The sequence below is a fragment of the Psychrobacter sp. I-STPA6b genome (genome assembly GCF_020662265.1).
Taxonomy (GTDB): Bacteria; Pseudomonadota; Gammaproteobacteria; order Pseudomonadales; family Moraxellaceae; genus Psychrobacter.
Window position 1 is genome coordinate 96,315 of sequence record NZ_VEWM01000075.1, and the last position, 18,826, is coordinate 115,140.

At 39.5% G+C, this 18,826-nt stretch carries 38 protein-coding genes and 1 tRNA gene; all 39 read right to left on the reverse strand.

Annotation, left to right across the window (positions count from 1 at the left end):
* Position 1 precedes the first annotated feature (1 nt).
* The 39 genes from FHK88_RS08990 to FHK88_RS09180 all read right to left on the reverse strand — a co-directional run bounded on the left by FHK88_RS08990 (position 2) and on the right by FHK88_RS09180 (position 18,793).
* The gene (locus tag FHK88_RS08990) at positions 2 to 685 is read right to left on the reverse strand and encodes a hypothetical protein (protein ID WP_227430405.1); all 684 of its coding nucleotides are present in this window, start codon (positions 683 to 685) and stop codon (positions 2 to 4) included.
* Between the two features lie 66 nt (positions 686 to 751).
* Positions 752 to 994, reverse strand: coding sequence for a hypothetical protein (locus tag FHK88_RS08995; RefSeq protein ID WP_227430406.1), 243 nt, complete (start codon positions 992 to 994; stop codon positions 752 to 754).
* Positions 991 to 1,188 (reverse strand): hypothetical protein, encoded by a 198-nt coding sequence (locus FHK88_RS09000; RefSeq protein ID WP_227430407.1) that lies wholly within the window; start codon positions 1,186 to 1,188, stop codon positions 991 to 993. The genes FHK88_RS08995 and FHK88_RS09000 overlap by 4 nt, the downstream gene beginning before the upstream one ends.
* Before the next feature lie 60 nt (positions 1,189 to 1,248).
* Positions 1,249 to 1,404, reverse strand: a complete 156-nt coding sequence (locus FHK88_RS09005; RefSeq protein WP_227430408.1) for a hypothetical protein — start codon at positions 1,402 to 1,404, stop codon at positions 1,249 to 1,251.
* A 1-nt stretch (position 1,405) separates the two neighbouring features.
* On the reverse strand, positions 1,406 to 1,585 hold the full coding sequence (locus tag FHK88_RS09010) for a hypothetical protein (RefSeq protein ID WP_227430409.1): 180 nt from the start codon (positions 1,583 to 1,585) through the stop codon (positions 1,406 to 1,408).
* Positions 1,586 to 1,611: 26 nt separating this feature from the next.
* Positions 1,612 to 1,845, reverse strand: a complete 234-nt coding sequence (locus FHK88_RS09015) for a hypothetical protein (RefSeq protein ID WP_227430410.1) — start codon at positions 1,843 to 1,845, stop codon at positions 1,612 to 1,614.
* A 148-nt stretch (positions 1,846 to 1,993) separates the two neighbouring features.
* Complete coding sequence (locus FHK88_RS09020) at positions 1,994 to 2,923, reverse strand: minor capsid protein (protein ID WP_227430411.1); 930 nt, start codon at positions 2,921 to 2,923, stop codon at positions 1,994 to 1,996.
* 4 nt (positions 2,924 to 2,927) lie between these two features.
* Positions 2,928 to 3,143: a hypothetical protein gene (locus FHK88_RS09025; protein ID WP_227430412.1), complete on the reverse strand. Its 216-nt coding sequence runs from the start codon at positions 3,141 to 3,143 to the stop codon at positions 2,928 to 2,930.
* Positions 3,140 to 4,633 carry a DUF4055 domain-containing protein gene (locus FHK88_RS09030; RefSeq protein ID WP_227430413.1) on the reverse strand — a complete coding sequence of 498 codons (1,494 nt, stop codon included), beginning with the start codon at positions 4,631 to 4,633 and terminating at the stop codon, positions 3,140 to 3,142. Before FHK88_RS09030 ends, FHK88_RS09025 begins: the two co-directional genes overlap by 4 nt.
* A 1-nt stretch (position 4,634) precedes the next feature.
* Positions 4,635 to 5,912, reverse strand: a complete 1,278-nt coding sequence (locus tag FHK88_RS09035) for a phage terminase large subunit (RefSeq protein WP_227430414.1) — start codon at positions 5,910 to 5,912, stop codon at positions 4,635 to 4,637.
* Entirely contained in the window at positions 5,890 to 6,417 is a 528-nt protein-coding gene (locus FHK88_RS09040) for a hypothetical protein (protein WP_227430415.1), read from the reverse strand. The genes FHK88_RS09035 and FHK88_RS09040 overlap by 23 nt, the downstream gene beginning before the upstream one ends.
* A 71-nt stretch (positions 6,418 to 6,488) precedes the next feature.
* The gene (locus FHK88_RS09045; protein WP_227430416.1) at positions 6,489 to 6,884 is read right to left on the reverse strand and encodes a hypothetical protein; all 396 of its coding nucleotides are present in this window, start codon (positions 6,882 to 6,884) and stop codon (positions 6,489 to 6,491) included.
* A 146-nt stretch (positions 6,885 to 7,030) separates the two neighbouring features.
* A tRNA-Phe gene (locus FHK88_RS09050) sits at positions 7,031 to 7,097 on the reverse strand.
* Between the two features lie 330 nt (positions 7,098 to 7,427).
* A complete protein-coding gene (locus tag FHK88_RS09055; protein ID WP_227430417.1) occupies positions 7,428 to 7,739 on the reverse strand; it encodes a hypothetical protein in 312 nt (103 codons plus the stop codon).
* A gap of 12 nt (positions 7,740 to 7,751) precedes the next feature.
* Positions 7,752 to 7,991: a hypothetical protein gene (locus tag FHK88_RS09060; RefSeq protein WP_227430418.1), complete on the reverse strand. Its 240-nt coding sequence runs from the start codon at positions 7,989 to 7,991 to the stop codon at positions 7,752 to 7,754.
* Positions 7,992 to 8,075: 84 nt separating this feature from the next.
* Positions 8,076 to 8,267 (reverse strand): hypothetical protein, encoded by a 192-nt coding sequence (locus FHK88_RS09065; protein WP_227430419.1) that lies wholly within the window; start codon positions 8,265 to 8,267, stop codon positions 8,076 to 8,078.
* Between the two features lie 136 nt (positions 8,268 to 8,403).
* Positions 8,404 to 8,940, reverse strand: a complete 537-nt coding sequence (locus tag FHK88_RS09070) for a hypothetical protein (RefSeq protein WP_227430420.1) — start codon at positions 8,938 to 8,940, stop codon at positions 8,404 to 8,406.
* Positions 8,941 to 9,043: 103 nt separating this feature from the next.
* Positions 9,044 to 9,256 carry a helix-turn-helix domain-containing protein gene (locus tag FHK88_RS09075; RefSeq protein ID WP_227430421.1) on the reverse strand — a complete coding sequence of 71 codons (213 nt, stop codon included), beginning with the start codon at positions 9,254 to 9,256 and terminating at the stop codon, positions 9,044 to 9,046.
* Positions 9,249 to 9,695 carry a hypothetical protein gene (locus FHK88_RS09080; protein ID WP_227430422.1) on the reverse strand — a complete coding sequence of 149 codons (447 nt, stop codon included), beginning with the start codon at positions 9,693 to 9,695 and terminating at the stop codon, positions 9,249 to 9,251. The genes FHK88_RS09075 and FHK88_RS09080 overlap by 8 nt, the downstream gene beginning before the upstream one ends.
* 78 nt (positions 9,696 to 9,773) lie before the next feature.
* Positions 9,774 to 10,124 (reverse strand): antiterminator Q family protein, encoded by a 351-nt coding sequence (locus tag FHK88_RS09085; RefSeq protein WP_227430423.1) that lies wholly within the window; start codon positions 10,122 to 10,124, stop codon positions 9,774 to 9,776.
* A gap of 1 nt (position 10,125) precedes the next feature.
* Positions 10,126 to 10,635 (reverse strand): hypothetical protein, encoded by a 510-nt coding sequence (locus tag FHK88_RS09090; RefSeq protein WP_227430424.1) that lies wholly within the window; start codon positions 10,633 to 10,635, stop codon positions 10,126 to 10,128.
* Positions 10,636 to 10,722: 87 nt separating this feature from the next.
* Complete coding sequence (locus FHK88_RS09095) at positions 10,723 to 11,727, reverse strand: DUF723 domain-containing protein (RefSeq protein ID WP_227430425.1); 1,005 nt, start codon at positions 11,725 to 11,727, stop codon at positions 10,723 to 10,725.
* Positions 11,728 to 11,856: 129 nt separating this feature from the next.
* The gene (locus FHK88_RS09100) at positions 11,857 to 12,027 is read right to left on the reverse strand and encodes a hypothetical protein (RefSeq protein WP_227430558.1); all 171 of its coding nucleotides are present in this window, start codon (positions 12,025 to 12,027) and stop codon (positions 11,857 to 11,859) included.
* Positions 12,008 to 12,376: a DUF3310 domain-containing protein gene (locus tag FHK88_RS09105; RefSeq protein WP_227430426.1), complete on the reverse strand. Its 369-nt coding sequence runs from the start codon at positions 12,374 to 12,376 to the stop codon at positions 12,008 to 12,010. Before FHK88_RS09105 ends, FHK88_RS09100 begins: the two co-directional genes overlap by 20 nt.
* Complete coding sequence (locus FHK88_RS09110) at positions 12,373 to 12,534, reverse strand: hypothetical protein (RefSeq protein WP_227430427.1); 162 nt, start codon at positions 12,532 to 12,534, stop codon at positions 12,373 to 12,375. The genes FHK88_RS09105 and FHK88_RS09110 overlap by 4 nt, the downstream gene beginning before the upstream one ends.
* Before the next feature lie 71 nt (positions 12,535 to 12,605).
* Entirely contained in the window at positions 12,606 to 12,899 is a 294-nt protein-coding gene (locus FHK88_RS09115; protein ID WP_227430428.1) for a hypothetical protein, read from the reverse strand.
* 248 nt (positions 12,900 to 13,147) lie between these two features.
* Positions 13,148 to 13,345: a hypothetical protein gene (locus tag FHK88_RS09120; protein WP_227430429.1), complete on the reverse strand. Its 198-nt coding sequence runs from the start codon at positions 13,343 to 13,345 to the stop codon at positions 13,148 to 13,150.
* Positions 13,342 to 13,680: a hypothetical protein gene (locus FHK88_RS09125; RefSeq protein WP_227430430.1), complete on the reverse strand. Its 339-nt coding sequence runs from the start codon at positions 13,678 to 13,680 to the stop codon at positions 13,342 to 13,344. Before FHK88_RS09125 ends, FHK88_RS09120 begins: the two co-directional genes overlap by 4 nt.
* A complete protein-coding gene (locus FHK88_RS09130; RefSeq protein WP_227430431.1) occupies positions 13,677 to 13,904 on the reverse strand; it encodes a hypothetical protein in 228 nt (75 codons plus the stop codon). Before FHK88_RS09130 ends, FHK88_RS09125 begins: the two co-directional genes overlap by 4 nt.
* Positions 13,901 to 14,239, reverse strand: a complete 339-nt coding sequence (locus FHK88_RS09135) for a DUF1064 domain-containing protein (RefSeq protein ID WP_227430432.1) — start codon at positions 14,237 to 14,239, stop codon at positions 13,901 to 13,903. The genes FHK88_RS09130 and FHK88_RS09135 overlap by 4 nt, the downstream gene beginning before the upstream one ends.
* Positions 14,236 to 14,532, reverse strand: coding sequence for a hypothetical protein (locus FHK88_RS09140; protein ID WP_227430433.1), 297 nt, complete (start codon positions 14,530 to 14,532; stop codon positions 14,236 to 14,238). Before FHK88_RS09140 ends, FHK88_RS09135 begins: the two co-directional genes overlap by 4 nt.
* Positions 14,533 to 14,535: 3 nt before the next feature.
* The gene (locus tag FHK88_RS09145) at positions 14,536 to 14,763 is read right to left on the reverse strand and encodes a hypothetical protein (protein WP_227430434.1); all 228 of its coding nucleotides are present in this window, start codon (positions 14,761 to 14,763) and stop codon (positions 14,536 to 14,538) included.
* The gene (locus tag FHK88_RS09150; protein WP_227430435.1) at positions 14,760 to 15,233 is read right to left on the reverse strand and encodes an SAM-dependent methyltransferase; all 474 of its coding nucleotides are present in this window, start codon (positions 15,231 to 15,233) and stop codon (positions 14,760 to 14,762) included. Before FHK88_RS09150 ends, FHK88_RS09145 begins: the two co-directional genes overlap by 4 nt.
* Complete coding sequence (locus FHK88_RS09155; protein ID WP_227430436.1) at positions 15,230 to 15,592, reverse strand: hypothetical protein; 363 nt, start codon at positions 15,590 to 15,592, stop codon at positions 15,230 to 15,232. Before FHK88_RS09155 ends, FHK88_RS09150 begins: the two co-directional genes overlap by 4 nt.
* Positions 15,589 to 16,506 (reverse strand): DNA cytosine methyltransferase, encoded by a 918-nt coding sequence (locus tag FHK88_RS09160; RefSeq protein ID WP_227430437.1) that lies wholly within the window; start codon positions 16,504 to 16,506, stop codon positions 15,589 to 15,591. Before FHK88_RS09160 ends, FHK88_RS09155 begins: the two co-directional genes overlap by 4 nt.
* A complete protein-coding gene (locus tag FHK88_RS09165; protein ID WP_227430438.1) occupies positions 16,503 to 16,676 on the reverse strand; it encodes a hypothetical protein in 174 nt (57 codons plus the stop codon). The genes FHK88_RS09160 and FHK88_RS09165 overlap by 4 nt, the downstream gene beginning before the upstream one ends.
* Complete coding sequence (locus FHK88_RS09170; RefSeq protein ID WP_227430439.1) at positions 16,673 to 17,068, reverse strand: hypothetical protein; 396 nt, start codon at positions 17,066 to 17,068, stop codon at positions 16,673 to 16,675. The genes FHK88_RS09165 and FHK88_RS09170 overlap by 4 nt, the downstream gene beginning before the upstream one ends.
* A gap of 94 nt (positions 17,069 to 17,162) precedes the next feature.
* On the reverse strand, positions 17,163 to 18,233 hold the full coding sequence (locus tag FHK88_RS09175; RefSeq protein ID WP_227430440.1) for a replication protein: 1,071 nt from the start codon (positions 18,231 to 18,233) through the stop codon (positions 17,163 to 17,165).
* Positions 18,230 to 18,793 carry a hypothetical protein gene (locus FHK88_RS09180; protein ID WP_227430441.1) on the reverse strand — a complete coding sequence of 188 codons (564 nt, stop codon included), beginning with the start codon at positions 18,791 to 18,793 and terminating at the stop codon, positions 18,230 to 18,232. The genes FHK88_RS09175 and FHK88_RS09180 overlap by 4 nt, the downstream gene beginning before the upstream one ends.
* Between the last annotated feature and the right edge of the window lie 33 nt (positions 18,794 to 18,826).

Below are 18,826 nucleotides of genomic sequence, written 5' to 3' on the forward strand. Positions count from 1 at the left end.
CTCATTCAATAGGAAATAATTGTTTAAATTGCTCAGGATTGCTTTGTGCTAATGCCAAGCGTTCTGCTTCTGTGTATTCGCTCGGCGCTTTGGTTGTTGAGCCACTTTGTCCACTGCCACCAGTCCCGCTTGCCTTTGTGCCTGTTATCAATGCGTCATAATCACCACAGGTTTTGAACTCATTGACTAAATCAGCTACTTGGTTAATCGGCTGACCGTTTGCATCTAATGCTTTGACCTGTCCATCACTGACAGACAGCTTGTCTTGTATAAAACGCTGTAACAGTTTTTGATTAGCGGGATTGTCGGTTAGCTCGCTTGCAATACGATGAGATTCACGCTCTAACAAGTCAGTATCACGCTGTTGCTTTAGCTCGCTAATCTCTTTTTCCTTTGCCTCGAGTTTTGCTTGATAGGACTTTTCCAAAGCCTCAACATCACCGCTTTTCTTTGCGTTTTCCTCTTCTAGCTTTAAGCGTTCGGCTTCTGCTTGCTTTGCTTGCTCAGCTTTGGCTTTCTTTTCTGCTAAAAGGGTTTCGTTATGTTTGCGTAGGCGTTCAATTTCGCTCTCGTCAGGTACGCCATCTACTTCTAGTACAAACTCGTCACCGACTTGCTTGTATAGCTGTTTTTGGTCATCTGATAGAGTGTCAAAGTCCGCTTGGGCAATCTTAAATTTCAACATGGGAACGTCCTCATGGTTTTGGCTCACTGAGCCGTTAGTTAAAAATTAGGTGTTAAAAAACCCACACTAGGTGGGCTTGTTTGATTTATCAGGTGTATAAAATAACCTATAAAAACTCAGAAACTGAGGTATATCCATTGCACCTGTGCGTTTCATTCCATGGTCTCCAACGTATTGCTTAACCACCCACCCATCGTCTATAGACTCAATAACGCACAGTCTTTCAGATGATAAAAGTTGCCATACACTACCAATCTTAATATCATCAGGCTTGTTTCTGTATTTCTCATCTATTTGTTGGTCTGTCATAAATCACCTTTAATTTCTCCCACAGACACAAGCCAGTCTTTTAATATTGCTTGTACCAGTGGCTCGGTTAATACTTCTGATTGTTTGCTACCATTTATCACATCACGAACAAGCGGAATTGGTACAACATGAACACCATCGCTTGCCTCAATTACTATATGCGGCTGATGGTCTTCTATTTTTATTACTGACATAAATTCTACCCATTAAAAAACCGCCATTAAGGCGGTTACGGTTGTTTGTGTGTTAGATATTTAAGCCTCTAAAAGCTCATCACGAATCCTGCAAAGCTCACCAAGCTCATAAAACACCTTATGAAACTCGTCAATATATCTTGGCATAAATCGCAATTGCCTTAACACCATTTCAGCAAGTTTTATATGATGCTCAATCATTTGTAGTTCGGTCATATCAATCACCACTTGCCTTGTTAAGGCGTTCTAAGCAATCTTTAATCAACTTAGGACGCTCGCTATCAGGTATATTGTTGGCTTTCATGTAGTCATCAACAATGCGATTCAGTGTTTGTTGTTCTAGCTCAGGATTTCGTGTGTACTCAGCCTTATTTTTTATGTTTATAGTTTTTCCCATAACTAAACCCTCTATCGTTTTAGTTATTATAGCTCAATCTCAGCCTCTTTGTTCTGTTCCTCAAACACATCATCGAGTATCGAGTTAAACACAGCTCTAGTAATCTCTTGACCTTGTTTGCGTGCCTCAGGCGTCATTGTTCGATTGGCTTTTTTTGATGCCTCTTTAAGCATCTTTTGTTGAGACTCAGGTAATGATGCCAATGCTGACATCAAGCCTTTTAAACTCGCCATTGTGTCTTTGTTTTTAACATCTATCATTTTTCACTATCCTTATACTTAGCAAGCTCATTTTTAAGCTGTTTATTTTCGTTAATCTTACTCAAAACATAATTGACAGTTTGGCAGATAATGACTGTTTGGAATATCAACCAAGAATCACGTGACAATATAAAATCCAATAAACTCATCATTCCACCCTCTCAATCTGTTTAACTTCACTCGGTTTTGGTCTACGTCTTTTCGGACGTTTTGGTGGTTTCCAGTCCTCAGGCGGTGGATTGTCTTTTATCCACTCGCTGTAGCGTATATTTGCGTCAACAGGACCATACATAGACGCTCTTGTTCTACCTGCTCTTAGCCACTCAAAGCCCTCGTCAAGTTCAGGAATGATGACACTACGGCAGTAATAGTGAAATGGAGGTACTTTGCCTTTGCCCCACTCGTATAAGTTACCATCTTCATGGCGACATATCTCAGTTGTTGAGTAGTCTAACGTAGCTAAAATACGGTATTTATACGACCCATTCTCAGCCCATGTTTCTCCCTTAGCTGTGGTCATAACGTGCTGATTGGCGGTATCAATCATCGCCTTTGATGACTGCTTTTGCTTATGTATCAATCCGTCTGTATATCTTGCCTTTGCTGTGCCTACAATAACGTCTTTTAGTTCATTAACAGGCTGTTTATTAGCCCATGCAAAACGCACAGTATCATGCAGACGCTTGTTATTATATAACACTAGATTGTCTATATGCTCATCTAATAGCAGTCCTGAAGCAGGGATAGGCAAATATACTGCATCAGCAATTAAACCCTTTACAGGCTTAATGCCTAGCCCTAACGCCTCTGTTTGACTGATATAGTCAGCAAGGGCAGACAGCAAAATAAGATATTCAACTTTAGCATTGCTGTACCTCTTAATTTGAGCTTTTAACATTTGCTCAATGAGTTTATCTATATCCCTTTTACTGAGCTTTGATAAATCATCAATATAAGCTAAGGCTAGCTTTAAATCATCACTCAAGCTGTTTATGTGAGCGTAAAACCGTTTTTCATGCTCTTTTTGAGCGATATCGACTTGCGATTGTTGCCATTTGTTAAACTGCTCAGGTGTCATGACACTATCCTGTATTTAGCGATGACTTAATGTAGTCTACAAGCTCACTCTCGGTTGATGACTCAAACCTATCTTGAGTTATAAAGCAAAACTTATTACCCCTTTCAACTCTTATCGCATCATTGTTTGGGGTGCATCGGTAATAACAACCAATCAAATCAGGATATTTGCCTTGATTGATTTTACCGCCCATATCTGACATTTTTATAGCAATACTCATTGCTCAATTCTCCTATCATCAGCCCTAGTTTGGTCAAGCATTGCCCCTTGTTCCTGCTCAATTACTCTCTTGGCTTCTTCGGGATTTTCAATGGTTGCAACCTCGTCCTCAACAAGTGCCGCCCTTGCCTCGGCAAATGTGATTAGTCCCGCTTGCCATTCAGCAACCAACTGTTGCCGTTGTTGAGGTGTCATTTTCGCAAAGTTAAACTGAGTATTTAGCGTTACAAGCAAATCCCTATCATCAACACCCATAAACCTAGCACAAGCTTTCACAGCCTTTGTGTAAGCATCTGATATGTTGTAGGCAATGTTAGTTAATACGCTTGTTTCCTCTGCATTGTCGTGACTTGCCTCAGTAGCAGTTTTTGCTTGTTCGGCTGGCTCAATCAGCTTTGCACCCAATGCCGTCATCTGCTGTTCTTTGTGCCTCATTGCCTCCATATTTACGCTGTTAGCTTGTGCTTGTAGCAATTGAGCATTACCGCCCTCAGGCAACAACAAGCCCGACCTAGCACCGATAGAAACGCCATTAGTTAGCACCTCATCAGCCCATTGCTGAGTCAATCCTGATACAACAAGTGTAGGCTGACCTGCTATAAAATTAGACTCTTGATAGTCTGCTGAGTCTCTAAAATGGGCTACGTTTAGCTGTGCAATATCATATAGTGGTGAGTCGTCAATCTCAGCATCATTGTTATCAGCACCAAAAAAATAAAAGGGTAACTCATCAAGTGGTTGCCCTCTTTGATCAGTGAGTAAGTTAATACCTTGCGATACCCAACCGCCATCATCTTTGCGTAGTATCTCAGACTCTGCTTTGTTTTCTTTGTTGAGTCGCAACACTAGTAACTGCTGTCCTAACTCTTCCTCGTAGCCATTATCTGATTTAACGTAGCTCTCAGATAGCACGATTAAAGATAACTTAGTATTTGCCCCTATTGTCTTTAACCGCCAGTTAATAATGCTTTCAGCTTTGTACAATTTAACAGTTGGACGTATGCCACTTTTAGCCATATCAGCTTTAGACACACCTTGATTGATTGGCATATCTGCAAGCAATCCGCCACGACCTTTGAGCAAACATTCAGTCATAGCCTTTTTTGCTTGCTGTGCTAGTGTCTGACCTGCACCGTTGACATCAGTTTCTAATATCTCAAGTCCTGTTAACTCAAATACTGGATATTTAGCAAACACAGCACCGACCATTGCTTTAACCGTTCTGCGAGTAACGTTATAAAACACTGCTCGGTTAATATAATCACGATAGCGTTTTTGTCTGACTGACTCATCTTCATTTGCAGGTGATGGGTCAGGTAGATAAGGGCTAACACCAAACGCAAAAGACGCACCGCCACCGTTTCCATGTGAGCCACTTGCAAACGTACTAATCCGCTTGATTGCTTTTTCACCTGCGTAGCAATCGCTTGTTAGCCGATACACATCAAGCATATCTACTAACTCAGGACGCATGTAATTAGGTTCAGCCATTTTAGTTCCAGTGTACTTTTAATTGTGTTGGTGGTTTGACAACAGGGTATCTATAATTAATAAAGTAGCCTTGAGCATCGGTTACATGATCAACTCCACTATCCTTTTCAGGCATGCCAAACTTGTCATAGATTTGTTGCTCTAAGCCCTCGGTTAACTCAGGACATTTATTCGTATTGACTCGCATACGTCTTTGACCTTTACTATTTAGTATCATGCCGTTTACAGCATTAACCCTATCTTTAATAAGTGGGTTTGTGCCATTAACGTAAACCCTAAACCCTGCTTGCTCTAAAATAGAGTGGTCAGACACACTGCTATTTTTAGATGAGGTATTGTGTCCGCTAGCATCGGGATAAATCATAATCTTGTGACCTTGATAACGGTCTTTTAGCATCTGAGCCATAGTAGGCGTATCTCTAACCCCTACCAATTCATCAACTGCATACGGCTCACCGTCTCTTATAACATTGGTAACAGCAGCCATTTTTAATACGTTAAAGTCCATGCCTACGTGTAGTGGCTCGCCATCGTGCATAGTTGCATCAGTATGATTTAATACTCGGTCAAACTCAGGATAAACCGCCCCACTTGCAAGGTTGACAAACTGACCGTTTAAATACGCCTCGATTAGCTGTTGTGGGTATGACTCCCTAAGCGACTCAATGTAATCATGTGGTAAATTCAGCTCATTATCATAAGTTGATGCTTGTATTAGCCCGTATAATTCAGATTTTCTTATTGAGCTATTTGCCTCTTTTACAAACTGCTCATAAGTAAACTTAAATCCCTCTGGTGTTGTGGTAACATCAATACCATTTCGCAATCCATCTACGTTATAGCGCATACGTGCGATAATCTTACGCCATGCTTCACGTGCCTTATCAGTCTTTAGGGTATCTAGCTCATCAACCAATGCCTGACCAATTTTAAAACCGACAATAGACGATGGGTTGTCCATCGAACGACAAATAGCAGTCCCTCTATAGGTTCTACCGTTATAAAAGTGAACTTCTTTATTTGCTGTCTTAATATCTACTGACAACCCCCAATCGTAAGCACACTCTTCAATAGTTGGATAAAAAATATCCCTAATTTGTGGAAATGTTGGGGCAAAATACCCTGCATTAATGTTCGGATATTCCCAAAAATGTTTACAAAGACTTGCACAGCCTGACCATGTTTTGCCACCACCAAACCCACTAACATAAGCTCTAAACTTATGAGGCATTGCCAAAAATTGAGCTTGTGGAATATTAAGAGTCGGGTTTCCTCGCATCTTTAACCTCGACTACTACTTTGACTGGGGTTGCATTGTTCTCACCATCTTGCGGCTCAGGCTTATCACGCCATTTTTCAGGCTGTCTATTTTTAAGCCAAAATATACCTGCTGTTGTGTCGGGTGGCTGTTCTTGTGATAACCGCACAATCTGTATAACTTCTTTCTCTACAGCTTGGTCACCTTCCATCACCAATTCTTTAATCTTTACTGCTTGCTCTCTGCTTACTGTTACACCACAAGCCCTTTTATATAGACGTTCTGATACGTTAGCATCAGCCAAAATCTTGCCTCTTTTTATGGACTCTAAAAATTCAGGATATTCATGTTTCCAATTATTGATTGTTGACTCATCGACATTAAAGAAATCCGCTAATTCTTTGTCAGTAGCACCAAGCAAGCACAACTTATACGCCTGCTCGTTATACTCTTCTTTGTATTTGCTTGGTCGCCCTACTTTCGCCTCAGGCGTTACATCACTCATACGCCCTCCAGACGTTTGCATAAAAAAGCCCACATCGTGAGATATGGGCAATGGTTGTTAATTAAGTTATTTTGCTAATTTATACAGATGATTTAATGATAGTAATTTTTAAGGTCAACTGTATAAGTTGGGAATACTCTAAACTCTTTTTTAGTCTCAAATAATAAGCATATATCTGTTTTGTATTTTTCAGCGACTACCTTACCAACCTCTAAAGCCTCTTCGAAATTTTCAAACTTTAAACTAAATTCGGGGGTTTTGCTGTATGCAATATTTCGCACATCTGGCGTATCTTCAAAATGAGCAATATACTCATCTTTTTCTACAGCATTAACGACATAGCCCAAAAACTCTGCGTCATCAGGTATATCAAACTCTTTGTAAAGCTCTTCCATTGATTTTTCTACAATGCCTTGAGCCTCTAACCTTTTCTTTTGAGCCTCTTTAATTCGCTGCTCTTTTGTCCCTCTGTTTTTAACCTGACCCATAATCAACTCCATTAAATAGTTTAAATAGAGTTATTGTAGCTCATTAAAAAAGCCCAGTAAATTAATACTGAGCTTAAATAGAAAACCGCCACCTCTACCCATGACCTCTTATATATTGGCATGGGAAACGTGGCGGTGCTATTAATCAGGCAAGGTTGGAATCGAACCAACGACACAGGGTTTTCCTTGCTCTACCAACTGAGCTACATGCCCTAGACTTACGAGTCTTAATCGAACACTTTGTTAGTCAGTTATGCACTTGCTGCGCAATTGATGGGAACTCCCGTCAAACACAAGTTTCTAACTAGAATCACAAAAAAAGCAGTAATATTTTTCAATCTACTGCTTTTTAATCACAACTCTTGATTCTGAGTACTTTATACCACTTCTCGTCCGGACAAGCAAGCATTTTTTTAATAAAAAGTAAAAACCCCTGAATTAACAGGGGTTTAAGCCACCTGTGTGGTGGGAAAGTTAATATAAATGAGTACTACTTTCTAAGCCATCTATGTGATGTGGCAATTTCATTATAACTCAATAAATTTATTTATCAAACGATATAGTTAAAGTGATATATGCGTCATCACACGTATTAATATTATAATACTCACTAAAATCTTTTACATTTAGCGAGTTTATTTTTTCAAGATTTGCGTCTTCCTCATCAGATGCTGTATCTATATATAAGTCAACATTAGCTTGATAAAGACTTAAAAGTCTTTCGTAGCCCTGATTACGCCAGTCTTTATCAAAATTAACTGTATGCACAACTGCATTTATTCTGCCATTTGACCAATCTATCAATTTTAAGTTTTCAATCTCGAAAACCTCACTTTCGTTAATCCAGATTCTCATAACTAACTCCTATTAATATTGAAATTCCAATTTAGCTTTTTTGCCTTTATAACTGCGAAGTATCGCATTTTTTTTAAAGTCATAAAATATTTTGTTGTTATTGTCGTTGAGATTGTAATCATTGTTAGTTATTTTGTTGAATTGCTCACAAGTCATATAAATTCGTTTTACACTGCCTTTCTCCCAGACTTTCAAACCCATGTCTAGCAAGGTTTCTACTATATTTTCATGAGAAACAGTTGAAGTATCCATTTTATATTCCTTAGACTGATTTCAAGAGAGCCTATCTCGTCTTGATGGGTTTATTATACAACTAACGTACGTTAGACGCAAGCACTATTTACTATTATTTTTAAAATACTCATCTAAAGCTTTTAAAATCGTCTGTTTGCGATTATCAACAGCTTGCAGTTTCTCATAAATACTTGCTTCAAATTCATCATCTAAATATAAGTCAATCGGCAAACGCTGTGCTTTACGCCTTTGTCTGTGACGCTCAGAATATATGCTGTCTTTAGATTTAGTCATAAATAAACCTTATTTGTTAAAATAACTATTATTGCTAACGTACGTTAAATATACAAGACTTAATTAAAATATTTTAGGCAATAAAAAACCCCACGATTAAGTGAGGTTTTTGAACAAATTGTCGCCAGCTCTCTTATTATCTACAAATTTCATTCCTCACAGCCATCGGGTTTGCTCCATAAATTGGGGTTGGACGTTCTTGTGTGTCTCCAACACTAATGCTATGCAGTGCTTTTAGTAGCACTTCTATTGTTTCTTTTTTTGGTCTAACTCCGCCCTCTTTCTTATTACTAATCTTGAACATGCTCATTGTGCCCTGTAGATGGCTACTACAATAAACCTCTTCAGATAAATCAATATTATCTTCAATTGTTAAGTATATAGCGTCACCAAACATGTTTTCGGTGACATAAATATAGTGATTGGTTTTAGGCATCATGCCAACAAGCTTGCTGATATCACCACTATCAGCAAGTTTTAGCAATTCTTTGGTTTTTTCTGCATTTAGATTGCAGATTTTAGAAACTTCTGCAATTATTTTGTCATTGCAAGACTCATCATATCTTGCAATAAATGTATAGTACGCTAGATACTCAGGCGTAGTAATAGTTTCCCTGACTTCTCTTGATAGTTCGAACCTATGCATGGGTATTACGAAGCTGTCTAAATTCATGGTCTTTACTCCTGCCCGAACGGGTATTTAATTGATTTAAGGTTATCAAGCGTTTGTTGATTTGATGGGTTTATTATAGTATACAAAATGGATACCGTCAATACTATTTACTATTATTCTTTAAATAATTCTCTACTTGCTTGAGTAGAGCCTGCCAATCCTGCCATTTCATCGTGCGACTACCTTTCAAGTGCTTATAAAATGTTTGTTTTGGTATATCAAACGTACGGTAAAAATCTGCATTGGTTAAGCCAGTTGACTTAACCAATGCTTTATAATTGCTTGGTGTGTAGCCGATTTCTGGGAAATTAGTCATAATCGTTCTCAATGTATTCCGCTACTTCTTCACTTTTACAATGTCCTAAATAAGTAACAACACCATTAACAACCAAATAACCATCATTTTCTTCTACAGCATCGAACCCTAATTTTTTAGCAATTAATGCTCTTATTTTTTGGTTTTCTCGATATGTATCATCATCGTCAATAGCATATTCACAGTCACGTAATGCCTCTACATCATCTTCAGTACGGTTGTTGTCTGCTAAAAACTGGCAGCCTTCTTCAGTGTATAAAAAATCTTCTATATCGCTGGACTCGCAAATAGTTTCAAAGTCTATTGCATAGACGTATTCACCATAATGAGTATCTGTGCAGTGTGATGAGTTTAGAGTGACAAAGATGCCGCCATAAATACCAATGTTACTATCAATAGCTTTTAGATTGTCTTGATTTGAATTGTGGTAACCTTTCATTTTTATCACCCCTTTGTTTGTATGAATATATTATAGTATACAAAATGGATACCGTCAACAAATCAGTATATTTTTTTATTATTCAATCGCAGTTGCCCTCCCTATCACAAACCCACCTGCCTTGCTCAACTGAATACCTATTTTGCTTTTACTGCATTTATGTATCTCTGCTAAATTTCTGTAATTTAACCCATGCACATAATGCTGTACAAACACGCTGCCCAAAGCTGGACTATAATTGCACAACGCACACACCGCCTTATCAATCTTATCTGCCTTGCTGTCAGATATGTTGTAGCTAATATCTGTATTGTCAGTCGCTACATTACCCTGCATAATTAACTCCCAAGCCGATTTTGCGCAAAGATTGTCTTTATGGTCTCTCGCCCACTTGCCAAACTCGTATAAATCATCTGTTGTAATGTTCATCTCACTCCCCCGTAATCCAATTATAATCATCAGGCTTAGGCGGTAGCGGTATATTCTCCGAATAGCAAAACATATCAATATCCTTGAGATACTCGCCCATCTGCTTTGTTGTCGCCTTTGTCGTACTCATAAGAGTTGCTACCCCTTTAGCTAACGGCTCATACTCCTGTGGCGTAGCTATCTCTTTGTACTGATTTAACGCTGTTATCATCTCTGCAAATTGCCTATCATCTCTGATAAAGATTTTTGCTAAATGCTTGCGTTTTAACTGCGTGTGTTGCTCTTCTTTGCTCAATCCTAGCTTGTTGCCTATCGCTGTCACCCAAGCCCAGTACAAGCTATTCTGCGCAAGCGTACGTGCCTTATCTTTTTGCATCACTTCAATTGTCACAGCCACCACCAAATCAGGGTTATCATGATGCTGTTGATACAATTCTGCTATCTGTGCATAGCAGTTAGATAACACATCAAGATTGGTCAATCTAAAAAACTTGCGTATCGTTTGAAACACTTAGCACCTCATTAATAAACCTTAATTTACCCATAAACCACTCATAACTCTGCTCTCTCGTCCTGCCTTGATACGTGTCAAACACAGTTAAGTTATTAAATTCAACTGGTTGCTAGATTTTATTTCGCTTAAAAAATTAAATATTTTTTTTGGCATAAAACCAAAACACTCAGTGTCGCCACCGAATGGCAATAATGGCTTGTAAGCATATTTTTTCATCAACCTATGTATTTGGATTTCCAAATCCCATATAAATCCAGCTTCTTCCTCAATTAAAAAAATCTCTTTATAATCATAAGGAATCACACTATTAAACCTACGCTTCAAACTTGTAGAGGTTATACCCACTTTAAAAAACTCCTCGTTATTCCCTGAGCATTTAATAACGTATAATCTAGACTTTCCTTTACTGGTCTTTTTACATTTATCAATATATCCAGTTCTAGTAAATCCATGAGCTAATTCTTTAGCACATTCTGGGCAGCCTCGACCACGCAAATGCTGGTCTGCAATTTGGGTAAAAGAGCCATGCATAGGGCAAGTTATAGGGATTTTTGCTCTTACATTTTTAAAATTAACCACTTCTTTATAATCATAAAAATTATTATGTTTAACTCTTGCTGCTTCAATAAAATCCTTTTGTGTTAATCTTTTATTTGGGTTGCATTTTAAACAGCCGCCGTTTTTTGAACTTTTATGAGCATAAGGAAGTACTTTGAAGTCACCATGTTTTAAACATGTAACAATAATTTGATTTCTGCTGTTTTTATAGCAAGTTTTAGAATAGTTGAATTTCTTACCGTGTGTTTTTGAGCAATCTAATATAAATTCCTCCGTGGTTGGTTTATGCCTTTTTGCACATTTTGGACAATTACTCCCACCTAAATGCAGGTCGGCTCTTTGTTTGAAAACACCATGCTTTTTACAGATGATAGATACATGGCAGTCAGAACCTTGATAATCAACAAGGCTGTAGTCATACTTATTGCCATGTACTGATTTGAATCGCTCTACTATTTGCTCGGTTGAGTAAAGTAAAGGCATACGAGATTGACCACGCTTGATATAGCGTGTAGTATTTGTGACAGTCATAATCACTCCGAACAGTGTATTATTGATTAGAAGCCCTTTGATGTTCCCGCATCTTAGGGCTTTGTTACGCTTTTTATTATAGCATAATTGCACTTTAAAATCCCCTGAAACCATTGATTTTATTGACCTTTAAGCGAAATCAAAAAGAGGTATCGTGTACCTATCATCAGCCTTAACCCCTCGACCTTTGCCATGCTCTGCAAAATTGGAGTGGCAAGCCTGACTAGGCGGTGATGCCCCACATTGACAACAGGGCAACTGGCGTATTGCAGTAAGTCGCTTACTGTCTCGTTTGCTCATCTACCAATCTCTCAATCTCAGCTATGATATATCGCTCAACATCAGCCCACAGATCACTCTTAATTGCACTCATAGCCTTGTAAATATTTCCTTCTCTGTACCGCATAACTTCACGTATGACTTTCACAGCCTCATCAGGCACAACTTCCTGCATAATCCACGCACGTTCTGCGTACCATTTAGCTTTTTTCAAATCCTCGATAAAATCGCCTTTTTTACCTGCTCGATATAGATACTTAAAGCAGTTGCCACCACAAAATCCCATGTGTTTTGTGACCTCAATACATTCAACGCCACTACTGTCTTTGTAGTGTGGTGGGTGATTTACCATGTCTGTTTTATCGCTCATACCAATCCCTTTTTAATCAACCTTTCAGCCTCTTTGATAGCTGCATTTTCTTTATCTGACTGACGCATATCGATTCTTGTCGGCACACCCACAACACTAACCTCACGCCCATCTATCCGCACTGTTGCAGTCAATGAATTAATAGACTCACTCAACATGCAGACATAAGGTTCTTTTCTTTGATTTTTCATAACTCCCACCCCTCAGATATTTTCACAACTTCACCCCTCTAACCGACATAACAACCGCCATGTAATCCGAACTCGCCCACAGTCTCTACTCCTAAGCTTTGCAAAAACTGCTCAAGCCTTGCTTTTTCATCGTTTAGATGCGTCACAATCTCCGCAAAATCTTTTCTGATAAACACATAGCTTTTAATATCATTACCGCTGTAATAATTACCTGACGTTGCGTATTCATAGTCCTCATTGCCGTAAAGCAGACTATCTAGCTCTTCTTCGTCATGTTTGTTTGTGTCTAGCTCAAAACCAATTCCGAAAACTGCATCGTATTCAATACTCATTACTCAATCCCTCTATATTTAAAGCAACACAAGTTTTGGCTTGTGTTCTTTACCAAAAATTATTTTCATGTCGTCTAACGTAAATAGCTGATAATCCAAAAAATACGCATTGACCATAACGCCAAATTCATTTTTGCAATGCTCGCACTACTCTATCCACGTATCACGGTCATTCACCCATTTATCTAGCCACGCTACAGCATCAATCTTGGCATTGCAGTGTATGCAGTATTCAAAATCCTCTGTTGTCATAACCCCACCTGCTCTATCGTATGCGTCAAATAAAACTGTCTACTGCTCATCTCAACCATCTTTTTACGCTTAATGTGATAAAACTCTATATTGCCCTGTGTCGTGCTTTTATAGCTTGTAGCTACTAAGTCACCGTTTAGCTCTTTGATGAGCTGTAGCGGACGATATGAGCCACTGTGATGCGTTTTAATCACCTGTCTACCTCGATGTAAGCCTCAGGGTAATCCATACACGCTTGCAGATAGTTTTTTACAAAACTAAACAGCCAGTCATAGTCACCCCAATCATTTTCAGGGTTAAATTTTTTACAGTCCTCAGCTTTGTATAGCAACTTTAAAAACCCTGCATGCAATGGCTCTATCAGCTCTTTTGCTTGAGTGATATTAAGTTCCTCGGGTCGCCATAAGTGCTTGTAAATACCCACAAATCTAGCCATATCATTAAGATTGTGTGTAATGTTTGCACTGTACAAACAATCGTTATCATCTTGATTGATGGGCTTTGCCATTAAGTACACATCTAAGCTCATACATCACCTCTATCTATCGCTGAATTTTGCCAGTTTGTTGTGTCGTAGCCATAGCCACAGATAACACTTGTATCACTGTGCGGTTGCCATATCGTATGACTGCGTTTGAGTTCAGATTTCGGCACATCGTGATATCTAGCAACACCGTCATAATCAACCGCTGCACTTTTTGTCCACTTTGGCATACGTTTTTCTCTAAAAACCGCTTGTGTTAGTTTTTTCATATCTCTGTTACCTCAATCCCATGTATCAGTTTCACCAAATGCCGCTTTAATCTATACATCGGCGTTTTTATACCTTTCACGTCCTCCACAACTAACTTGCCATCTCGCATATAACTAAAATCAGCCTTGTATTTTCTGGCGGGTCTTTTGCGACCATCTAGCACAACGGCATCTGCAATCACAAACTCTGGTTGTAACTCAAGATTTTTGATACCCCCACTCCGCTCAAGCAGTTTTAAATCTTGATAGCGTTTAGCCTCTTTTTTGCTGTCAAACTTGACACCGTCTATCTCTACTTTGATATTTTTATACTTCGGCTTTTTTGGTCGTCTCATATCGTATAAACCCCTTTATTCACCGTTGCCATGTTCAAATCTGCAAAACCATCCAAGCTCTTACCCTGTAAATCCCACTCTCTGCTCTCAAACGACCTAACCCCATCTTTTTGCGTGTATGTCGCTGAGTAATGAGACCACGTTTTATTGAGCGTCATACCAATACATAACTGACCGTCTTTAGTAACTGCCATATTTTTAAATCCATGACATTCGTGGGATTTGTTGGCTCTAAACGCTGTACGCATCTTGAGCCATTGGTTTTGTTCGGGTGTGTAGTCAGATACATTCATGGCTCAACCCTTTTCATGCAATGCACTAATCAACGCATCTATAGCTGTGTGATAGTCAAAAACTCTTGGTGCTCTTTCTAGCATTTCGTATTCGATTCGCTGTTGCTGATTCAATCCGCCTTGCTTGCGTGATAAATCCGCAAATTCTTGTAGCTTTTTTGAGTAGTCAGCTTGCGCTTGCCGTACCTGCTCAATCTCTTTTGCTGCTGCGATTAGTTTCTCTATGTTCACAATGCAGACTCCTTTAAAAAACAAATCCAGTGTGTGTTTGAGCGTTTACCGCTTTTGTGGCCAACAACTGGTTTATGCTCAGTGAGCGACAAAATATCTTTGACCGCAATATCAGTCTCGTTCCACTTAAAAATCAACGTGCCGTATGGCTTTAAGACTCGGAAACACTCGCTAAAACCATCTCGAATCATGTTTGGCCAAGTATCATTCAAATACCCATACTTTTTTGCCATCCATGATGTTTTGCCAATTTTGGCCAAATGCGGTGGGTCAAAAACAACCATGTGAAACGACTCATCAGCAAACTGCAAGTTAGTAAAATCCATCAATAAATCAGGCTCAATAATCAACTCTCTACCATCGCATAGGGTGTGTTTCTCTCTGCGATTGTCTGTAAATACAGCTCGGTCATCATGTTTGTCGAACCAAAACATACGGCTACCGCAACATGGATCTAGTATTGTTTTCATACCCTCACCACTGCATACGAGTTAACCAAATCAGGCACAAAGTCGTCTAAACTCTCTAACAACTCATCAACGAACTTGTTGCCAAACTCAAATATCGCTTTTGTTAAATCTTTCTGACCGCCTTTGCTCTTAAACACCATGACTTCGTGACCTCGCTTGTCACCGTCTGTGTCGTAAATGTAGAGGCTGATTTTGAATTTACGTTCACGTTTCATGATTTGTCTGCGTTTTTGATTAGCCAGCCAATCCTCAGTAAATATCGCTCTACTCGCTAAACGCTCAGGCACATCATCGTGTAGATAGATTTTCATAAATCCGTTAAAAGATGTTTTGAAATCGCTCATGGCTTTATCTCTCATAAATCACTCAAAATCTGGTATGCTGTTGCCATCACAATTGGGTCTTGCCCGTTGCCAATGGCTTTAAGTTGCTTGCGCCAATCGGGTAATTCATCATCCACTCTGCAAAATAAGGGCTCAGGTACATCGGCTCTTTGCAATAATTGCTCAATGCTTGTAATTGAGCGTCTGTCACTATTGTTTTGCTGATTACTGTTTCCAAATTCCTGTTTTTGTTGTTTCGTATGCTTGGTAACAATACATTTGCTTGCATTGACTGATTGCTTCGAGGTGTCGGCAACATGTATCTCTCGAACGGCACATCCCTCAGCTTGACTCCGTACCTCACTCCAGCTTTGTTTATCCTGCTTGCTGACATACCATTCATTACTGCGTCTTTTGCTCTTCCTCCCTCGCTGTCGCTGGCTGTTGGAGTCGGCAAATATCCACAATCTCTTGCGTCTATGGATGTTTCCGCAGTCATCACTGCCAAGCAATAATGGTGGCTTAACTCTGTAGTCAAGGCTTTCGAGTATTCGGCAAATATCAATGATGGCTGAGTCGGTGAGGATGCCTTGGACGTTTTCAAAAAACAGCCGTCTTGGTCGTACAATCTGAATTGTTTTTGCAATCTCATCCCACAAATAGCGTTCGTCACTTGCTCCCTTGCGTTTGCCAGCCACGCTGTGCGGTTGGCAAGGGAATCCGCCTGTGAGGACATCAATTTGTCCTGCGTATTTTTGTGCGTGTTTTGCGTTAAACTCTTTGATATCACCGTAAATATCTCCGTTATCAAACCAACCATCTTTTATGCGCTGTGCTATAACTTGTCTGCAATATTCGTCTTTTTCGACATAAGCCACAGCTTCCCAGCCTAGTATCATTGAGCCGTAGACACCGCCACCCATACCTGTAAAAAGTGATAACTCTTTCACGATGCGACCTCCTCACACTCTGTCACTGTAAAAACCCACTTGCGACCACTCCAACAGATGTTTATCTCAGGGTTTTTAAAGCTCAGGACTGGCAATACCTCTGTAAAACTAATCATGGCTTGCACTAGATTGGAGTCATAAGCTATTACTAACTTTGGTTTTGTGCTCATGCCCCTGCCCCTTTACGTTTAAACTGAGCCAAAAACTCCTCAACCTTTGCCGCCATTGGGCTATTTGGTTGCAATGGCGTGTGGCTGTACTCAAGCTGTTTTTCCTTAGGTAACGCAAACTCAGCACCGCTTGCGTGTTCTGCGCAAACCTGCGGATAGATTTCTTGCCATCTTTTCCAAGTCACTGCCTCTGATTGAGTTCTGATTTCCCAAAATCCCACTCGTTTTGCCGTCTCAAATACCACTGCTTCAGGATATTTTTGATTAACAGCGTCAATATATGCTTGTCTCATATCAGGGTAATTCTTAGCTTGCTCACTGCGTCCTAGCTTTAAAAAATCGGCTGGTGCAGTTGGACACCACTCAAGACCTAATGATTTACGTTTAGCCATCTCAAACTCATTCTGAGTAATTCTCTGGTCAGTCAACGCTATAGCCCATATTTTCACTGTGTCTAACCCCCAGTCAGCATCTTTCATTTTTGACCTAAAAATTCGTTTCCATATCAAAAACATTTCCGCTATCGCTTGGGTTAGCTGTGGTGTTGGTTGACTGCCCAAACTCTGCCAAGAATTGTTCTCTGAGCATTGCTTCGTATTCGTCATAGCTTGATTGTTGTTTTTTAACTGGTTGCTGATGTTGGCTGTGATTTGGCTGATTGTTTGCATGAGTTTTGTTTACCTGAGCTTGGTTGTATCTAGCGATAGCGTCACTGCAACGCTCGTCACTGCTGATTGCGTTTTTAATCAAAACTTGGTTGTTTTGCTGATGCCAAACGCTTGTAATCACTCCAAGCATGGCTTGCTTAATCTCGTCAACTGAGTAAGTTTTTAACCGTGTCTTGATTTTTGATACCCAGACTTTGTGTTTAACACTTGCAGACTTGCCGTGATTCTCGTTCCAAAAATCTACAAGTGAGTTTGCAAGTTGGGTGTCAGTTGGTTTTTTTATCTCAGGTTCTTTTTTTGATTTTTTGGTTTTACTGTCTTGTGTATTAGTCTTATGTAAAAGGTCTTGTGTAATAGGTATTGTGTGTAAGTCAATTTGACCGCACTCACTGGACAAATTGACTTGGGTCGCAGACAAATTGACCGCACTTGAGGACAAATTGACTTGGGTTGTTTCTTTTAAGTCATGACTATTTGACTTGCCTTGAGGACAATTTGACCGCACTTGAGAGCCTTTTTTGTTCAATAATTGAGCAGTTAATTCTGTTATTTTTTCAATATTTATTGAGTATTCGTACATACCATTAAAGCTAGGCTTCATAGTAATCACGCCTAAATCTGCTAATTTTTCAACTGAGCGTTGGATAGTTTTTACACTCAATCCAGTACCATATCGCTCATCATCTCTAAATTGAGAATAAGCTATAGTGTCAACGCCTTTGCCCCAACTGCCAGTCTTAATCCATATAAACTGCAAACATGCGTACACGTTGCCGTTTTTAAGCACTCTCTGCATCTGTAAGACTACGTTCGGTATTCTTGCGTATCTATCCATAAGTAACTCTTGTATGTCTTCTGTGGTTGCGTCAGACTCTTTGTAGTAAGTCATTTCAAGCCCTCCACAACTTCAAAATCTACAACCCAGTCCCAAACGCCTCTATCAACTCTCACAACGTCTATGCCAGTGACCTTGAGCTTTAATCTACTAGCCCACTTAGGCATCCAAACTGGCGACATCCACCTACCGTCTTTTGTGCAACTAGCCTTATACTCTAGGTTGTAAGCATGATTTTGGTCTGGCACATAAAAAGGCACTTCAAGTTTGCGAGATTCATGCGGTGCGTTTGTTTCAACGTAGCAACGCCATGTTTCTCTGACATATAAATAATCGCCCTCTGTGCCAAAAGGACATCTGATAAATATCGCTCTTGTGTCATCAACAGCAGACTGTATTTCGACCGTCCAAGTGTTATTGGGTTGCCAACAATTTCTGTATTTATGAATGTCAGATAAACCCCAGTCCATAATGTCTGTGCCGTAATGGTCCCAACTCGGGATAAGGTTGTTTCTGCGTCTTATTTGAGTCTTTTCACCTGCTAAAATCGCCTTGACTTCATCTGTGCTTAAAAAGATTGGTCGTTCTTTAGCTTGATTCACTTTGTTTTTCATGCTTTAATTACCTCGTTAATGATTAGTTTCGTT

Excerpts from the sequence above, each read along its gene's own strand:
- FHK88_RS09025 (WP_227430412.1), bottom strand. The coding sequence starts at position 3,143 with ATGAGTATTGCTATAAAAATGTCAGATATGGGCGGTAAAATCAATCAA.
- FHK88_RS09150 (WP_227430435.1), bottom strand. The coding sequence starts at position 15,233 with ATGAAAACAATACTAGATCCATGTTGCGGTAGCCGTATGTTTTGGTTC.
- FHK88_RS09040 (WP_227430415.1), bottom strand. The coding sequence starts at position 6,417 with ATGCAAACGTCTGGAGGGCGTATGAGTGATGTAACGCCTGAGGCGAAA.
- FHK88_RS09140 (WP_227430433.1), bottom strand. The coding sequence starts at position 14,532 with ATGAATGTATCTGACTACACACCCGAACAAAACCAATGGCTCAAGATG.
- FHK88_RS09180 (WP_227430441.1), bottom strand. The coding sequence starts at position 18,793 with ATGAAAAACAAAGTGAATCAAGCTAAAGAACGACCAATCTTTTTAAGC.
- FHK88_RS09170 (WP_227430439.1), bottom strand. The coding sequence starts at position 17,068 with ATGGCTAAACGTAAATCATTAGGTCTTGAGTGGTGTCCAACTGCACCA.
- FHK88_RS09175 (WP_227430440.1), bottom strand. The coding sequence starts at position 18,233 with ATGACTTACTACAAAGAGTCTGACGCAACCACAGAAGACATACAAGAG.
- FHK88_RS09105 (WP_227430426.1), bottom strand. The coding sequence starts at position 12,376 with ATGAGCGATAAAACAGACATGGTAAATCACCCACCACACTACAAAGAC.
- FHK88_RS09035 (WP_227430414.1), bottom strand. The coding sequence starts at position 5,912 with ATGCGAGGAAACCCGACTCTTAATATTCCACAAGCTCAATTTTTGGCA.
- FHK88_RS09165 (WP_227430438.1), bottom strand. The coding sequence starts at position 16,676 with ATGAGCACAAAACCAAAGTTAGTAATAGCTTATGACTCCAATCTAGTG.
- FHK88_RS09055 (WP_227430417.1), bottom strand. The coding sequence starts at position 7,739 with ATGAGAATCTGGATTAACGAAAGTGAGGTTTTCGAGATTGAAAACTTA.
- FHK88_RS08990 (WP_227430405.1), bottom strand. The coding sequence starts at position 685 with ATGTTGAAATTTAAGATTGCCCAAGCGGACTTTGACACTCTATCAGAT.
- FHK88_RS09005 (WP_227430408.1), bottom strand. The coding sequence starts at position 1,404 with ATGACCGAACTACAAATGATTGAGCATCATATAAAACTTGCTGAAATG.
- FHK88_RS09045 (WP_227430416.1), bottom strand. The coding sequence starts at position 6,884 with ATGGGTCAGGTTAAAAACAGAGGGACAAAAGAGCAGCGAATTAAAGAG.
- FHK88_RS09000 (WP_227430407.1), bottom strand. The coding sequence starts at position 1,188 with ATGTCAGTAATAAAAATAGAAGACCATCAGCCGCATATAGTAATTGAG.
- FHK88_RS09060 (WP_227430418.1), bottom strand. The coding sequence starts at position 7,991 with ATGGATACTTCAACTGTTTCTCATGAAAATATAGTAGAAACCTTGCTA.
- FHK88_RS09095 (WP_227430425.1), bottom strand. The coding sequence starts at position 11,727 with ATGACTGTCACAAATACTACACGCTATATCAAGCGTGGTCAATCTCGT.
- FHK88_RS09110 (WP_227430427.1), bottom strand. The coding sequence starts at position 12,534 with ATGTTGAGTGAGTCTATTAATTCATTGACTGCAACAGTGCGGATAGAT.
- FHK88_RS09080 (WP_227430422.1), bottom strand. The coding sequence starts at position 9,695 with ATGAAAGGTTACCACAATTCAAATCAAGACAATCTAAAAGCTATTGAT.
- FHK88_RS09010 (WP_227430409.1), bottom strand. The coding sequence starts at position 1,585 with ATGGGAAAAACTATAAACATAAAAAATAAGGCTGAGTACACACGAAAT.
- FHK88_RS09065 (WP_227430419.1), bottom strand. The coding sequence starts at position 8,267 with ATGACTAAATCTAAAGACAGCATATATTCTGAGCGTCACAGACAAAGG.
- FHK88_RS09085 (WP_227430423.1), bottom strand. The coding sequence starts at position 10,124 with ATGAACATTACAACAGATGATTTATACGAGTTTGGCAAGTGGGCGAGA.
- FHK88_RS09030 (WP_227430413.1), bottom strand. The coding sequence starts at position 4,633 with ATGGCTGAACCTAATTACATGCGTCCTGAGTTAGTAGATATGCTTGAT.
- FHK88_RS09155 (WP_227430436.1), bottom strand. The coding sequence starts at position 15,592 with ATGAGAGATAAAGCCATGAGCGATTTCAAAACATCTTTTAACGGATTT.
- FHK88_RS09130 (WP_227430431.1), bottom strand. The coding sequence starts at position 13,904 with ATGAAAAAACTAACACAAGCGGTTTTTAGAGAAAAACGTATGCCAAAG.
- FHK88_RS09075 (WP_227430421.1), bottom strand. The coding sequence starts at position 9,256 with ATGACTAATTTCCCAGAAATCGGCTACACACCAAGCAATTATAAAGCA.
- FHK88_RS09125 (WP_227430430.1), bottom strand. The coding sequence starts at position 13,680 with ATGAGCTTAGATGTGTACTTAATGGCAAAGCCCATCAATCAAGATGAT.
- FHK88_RS09070 (WP_227430420.1), bottom strand. The coding sequence starts at position 8,940 with ATGAATTTAGACAGCTTCGTAATACCCATGCATAGGTTCGAACTATCA.
- FHK88_RS09135 (WP_227430432.1), bottom strand. The coding sequence starts at position 14,239 with ATGAGACGACCAAAAAAGCCGAAGTATAAAAATATCAAAGTAGAGATA.
- FHK88_RS09020 (WP_227430411.1), bottom strand. The coding sequence starts at position 2,923 with ATGACACCTGAGCAGTTTAACAAATGGCAACAATCGCAAGTCGATATC.
- FHK88_RS09015 (WP_227430410.1), bottom strand. The coding sequence starts at position 1,845 with ATGATAGATGTTAAAAACAAAGACACAATGGCGAGTTTAAAAGGCTTG.
- FHK88_RS09115 (WP_227430428.1), bottom strand. The coding sequence starts at position 12,899 with ATGAGTATTGAATACGATGCAGTTTTCGGAATTGGTTTTGAGCTAGAC.
- FHK88_RS08995 (WP_227430406.1), bottom strand. The coding sequence starts at position 994 with ATGACAGACCAACAAATAGATGAGAAATACAGAAACAAGCCTGATGAT.
- FHK88_RS09100 (WP_227430558.1), bottom strand. The coding sequence starts at position 12,027 with ATGAGCAAACGAGACAGTAAGCGACTTACTGCAATACGCCAGTTGCCC.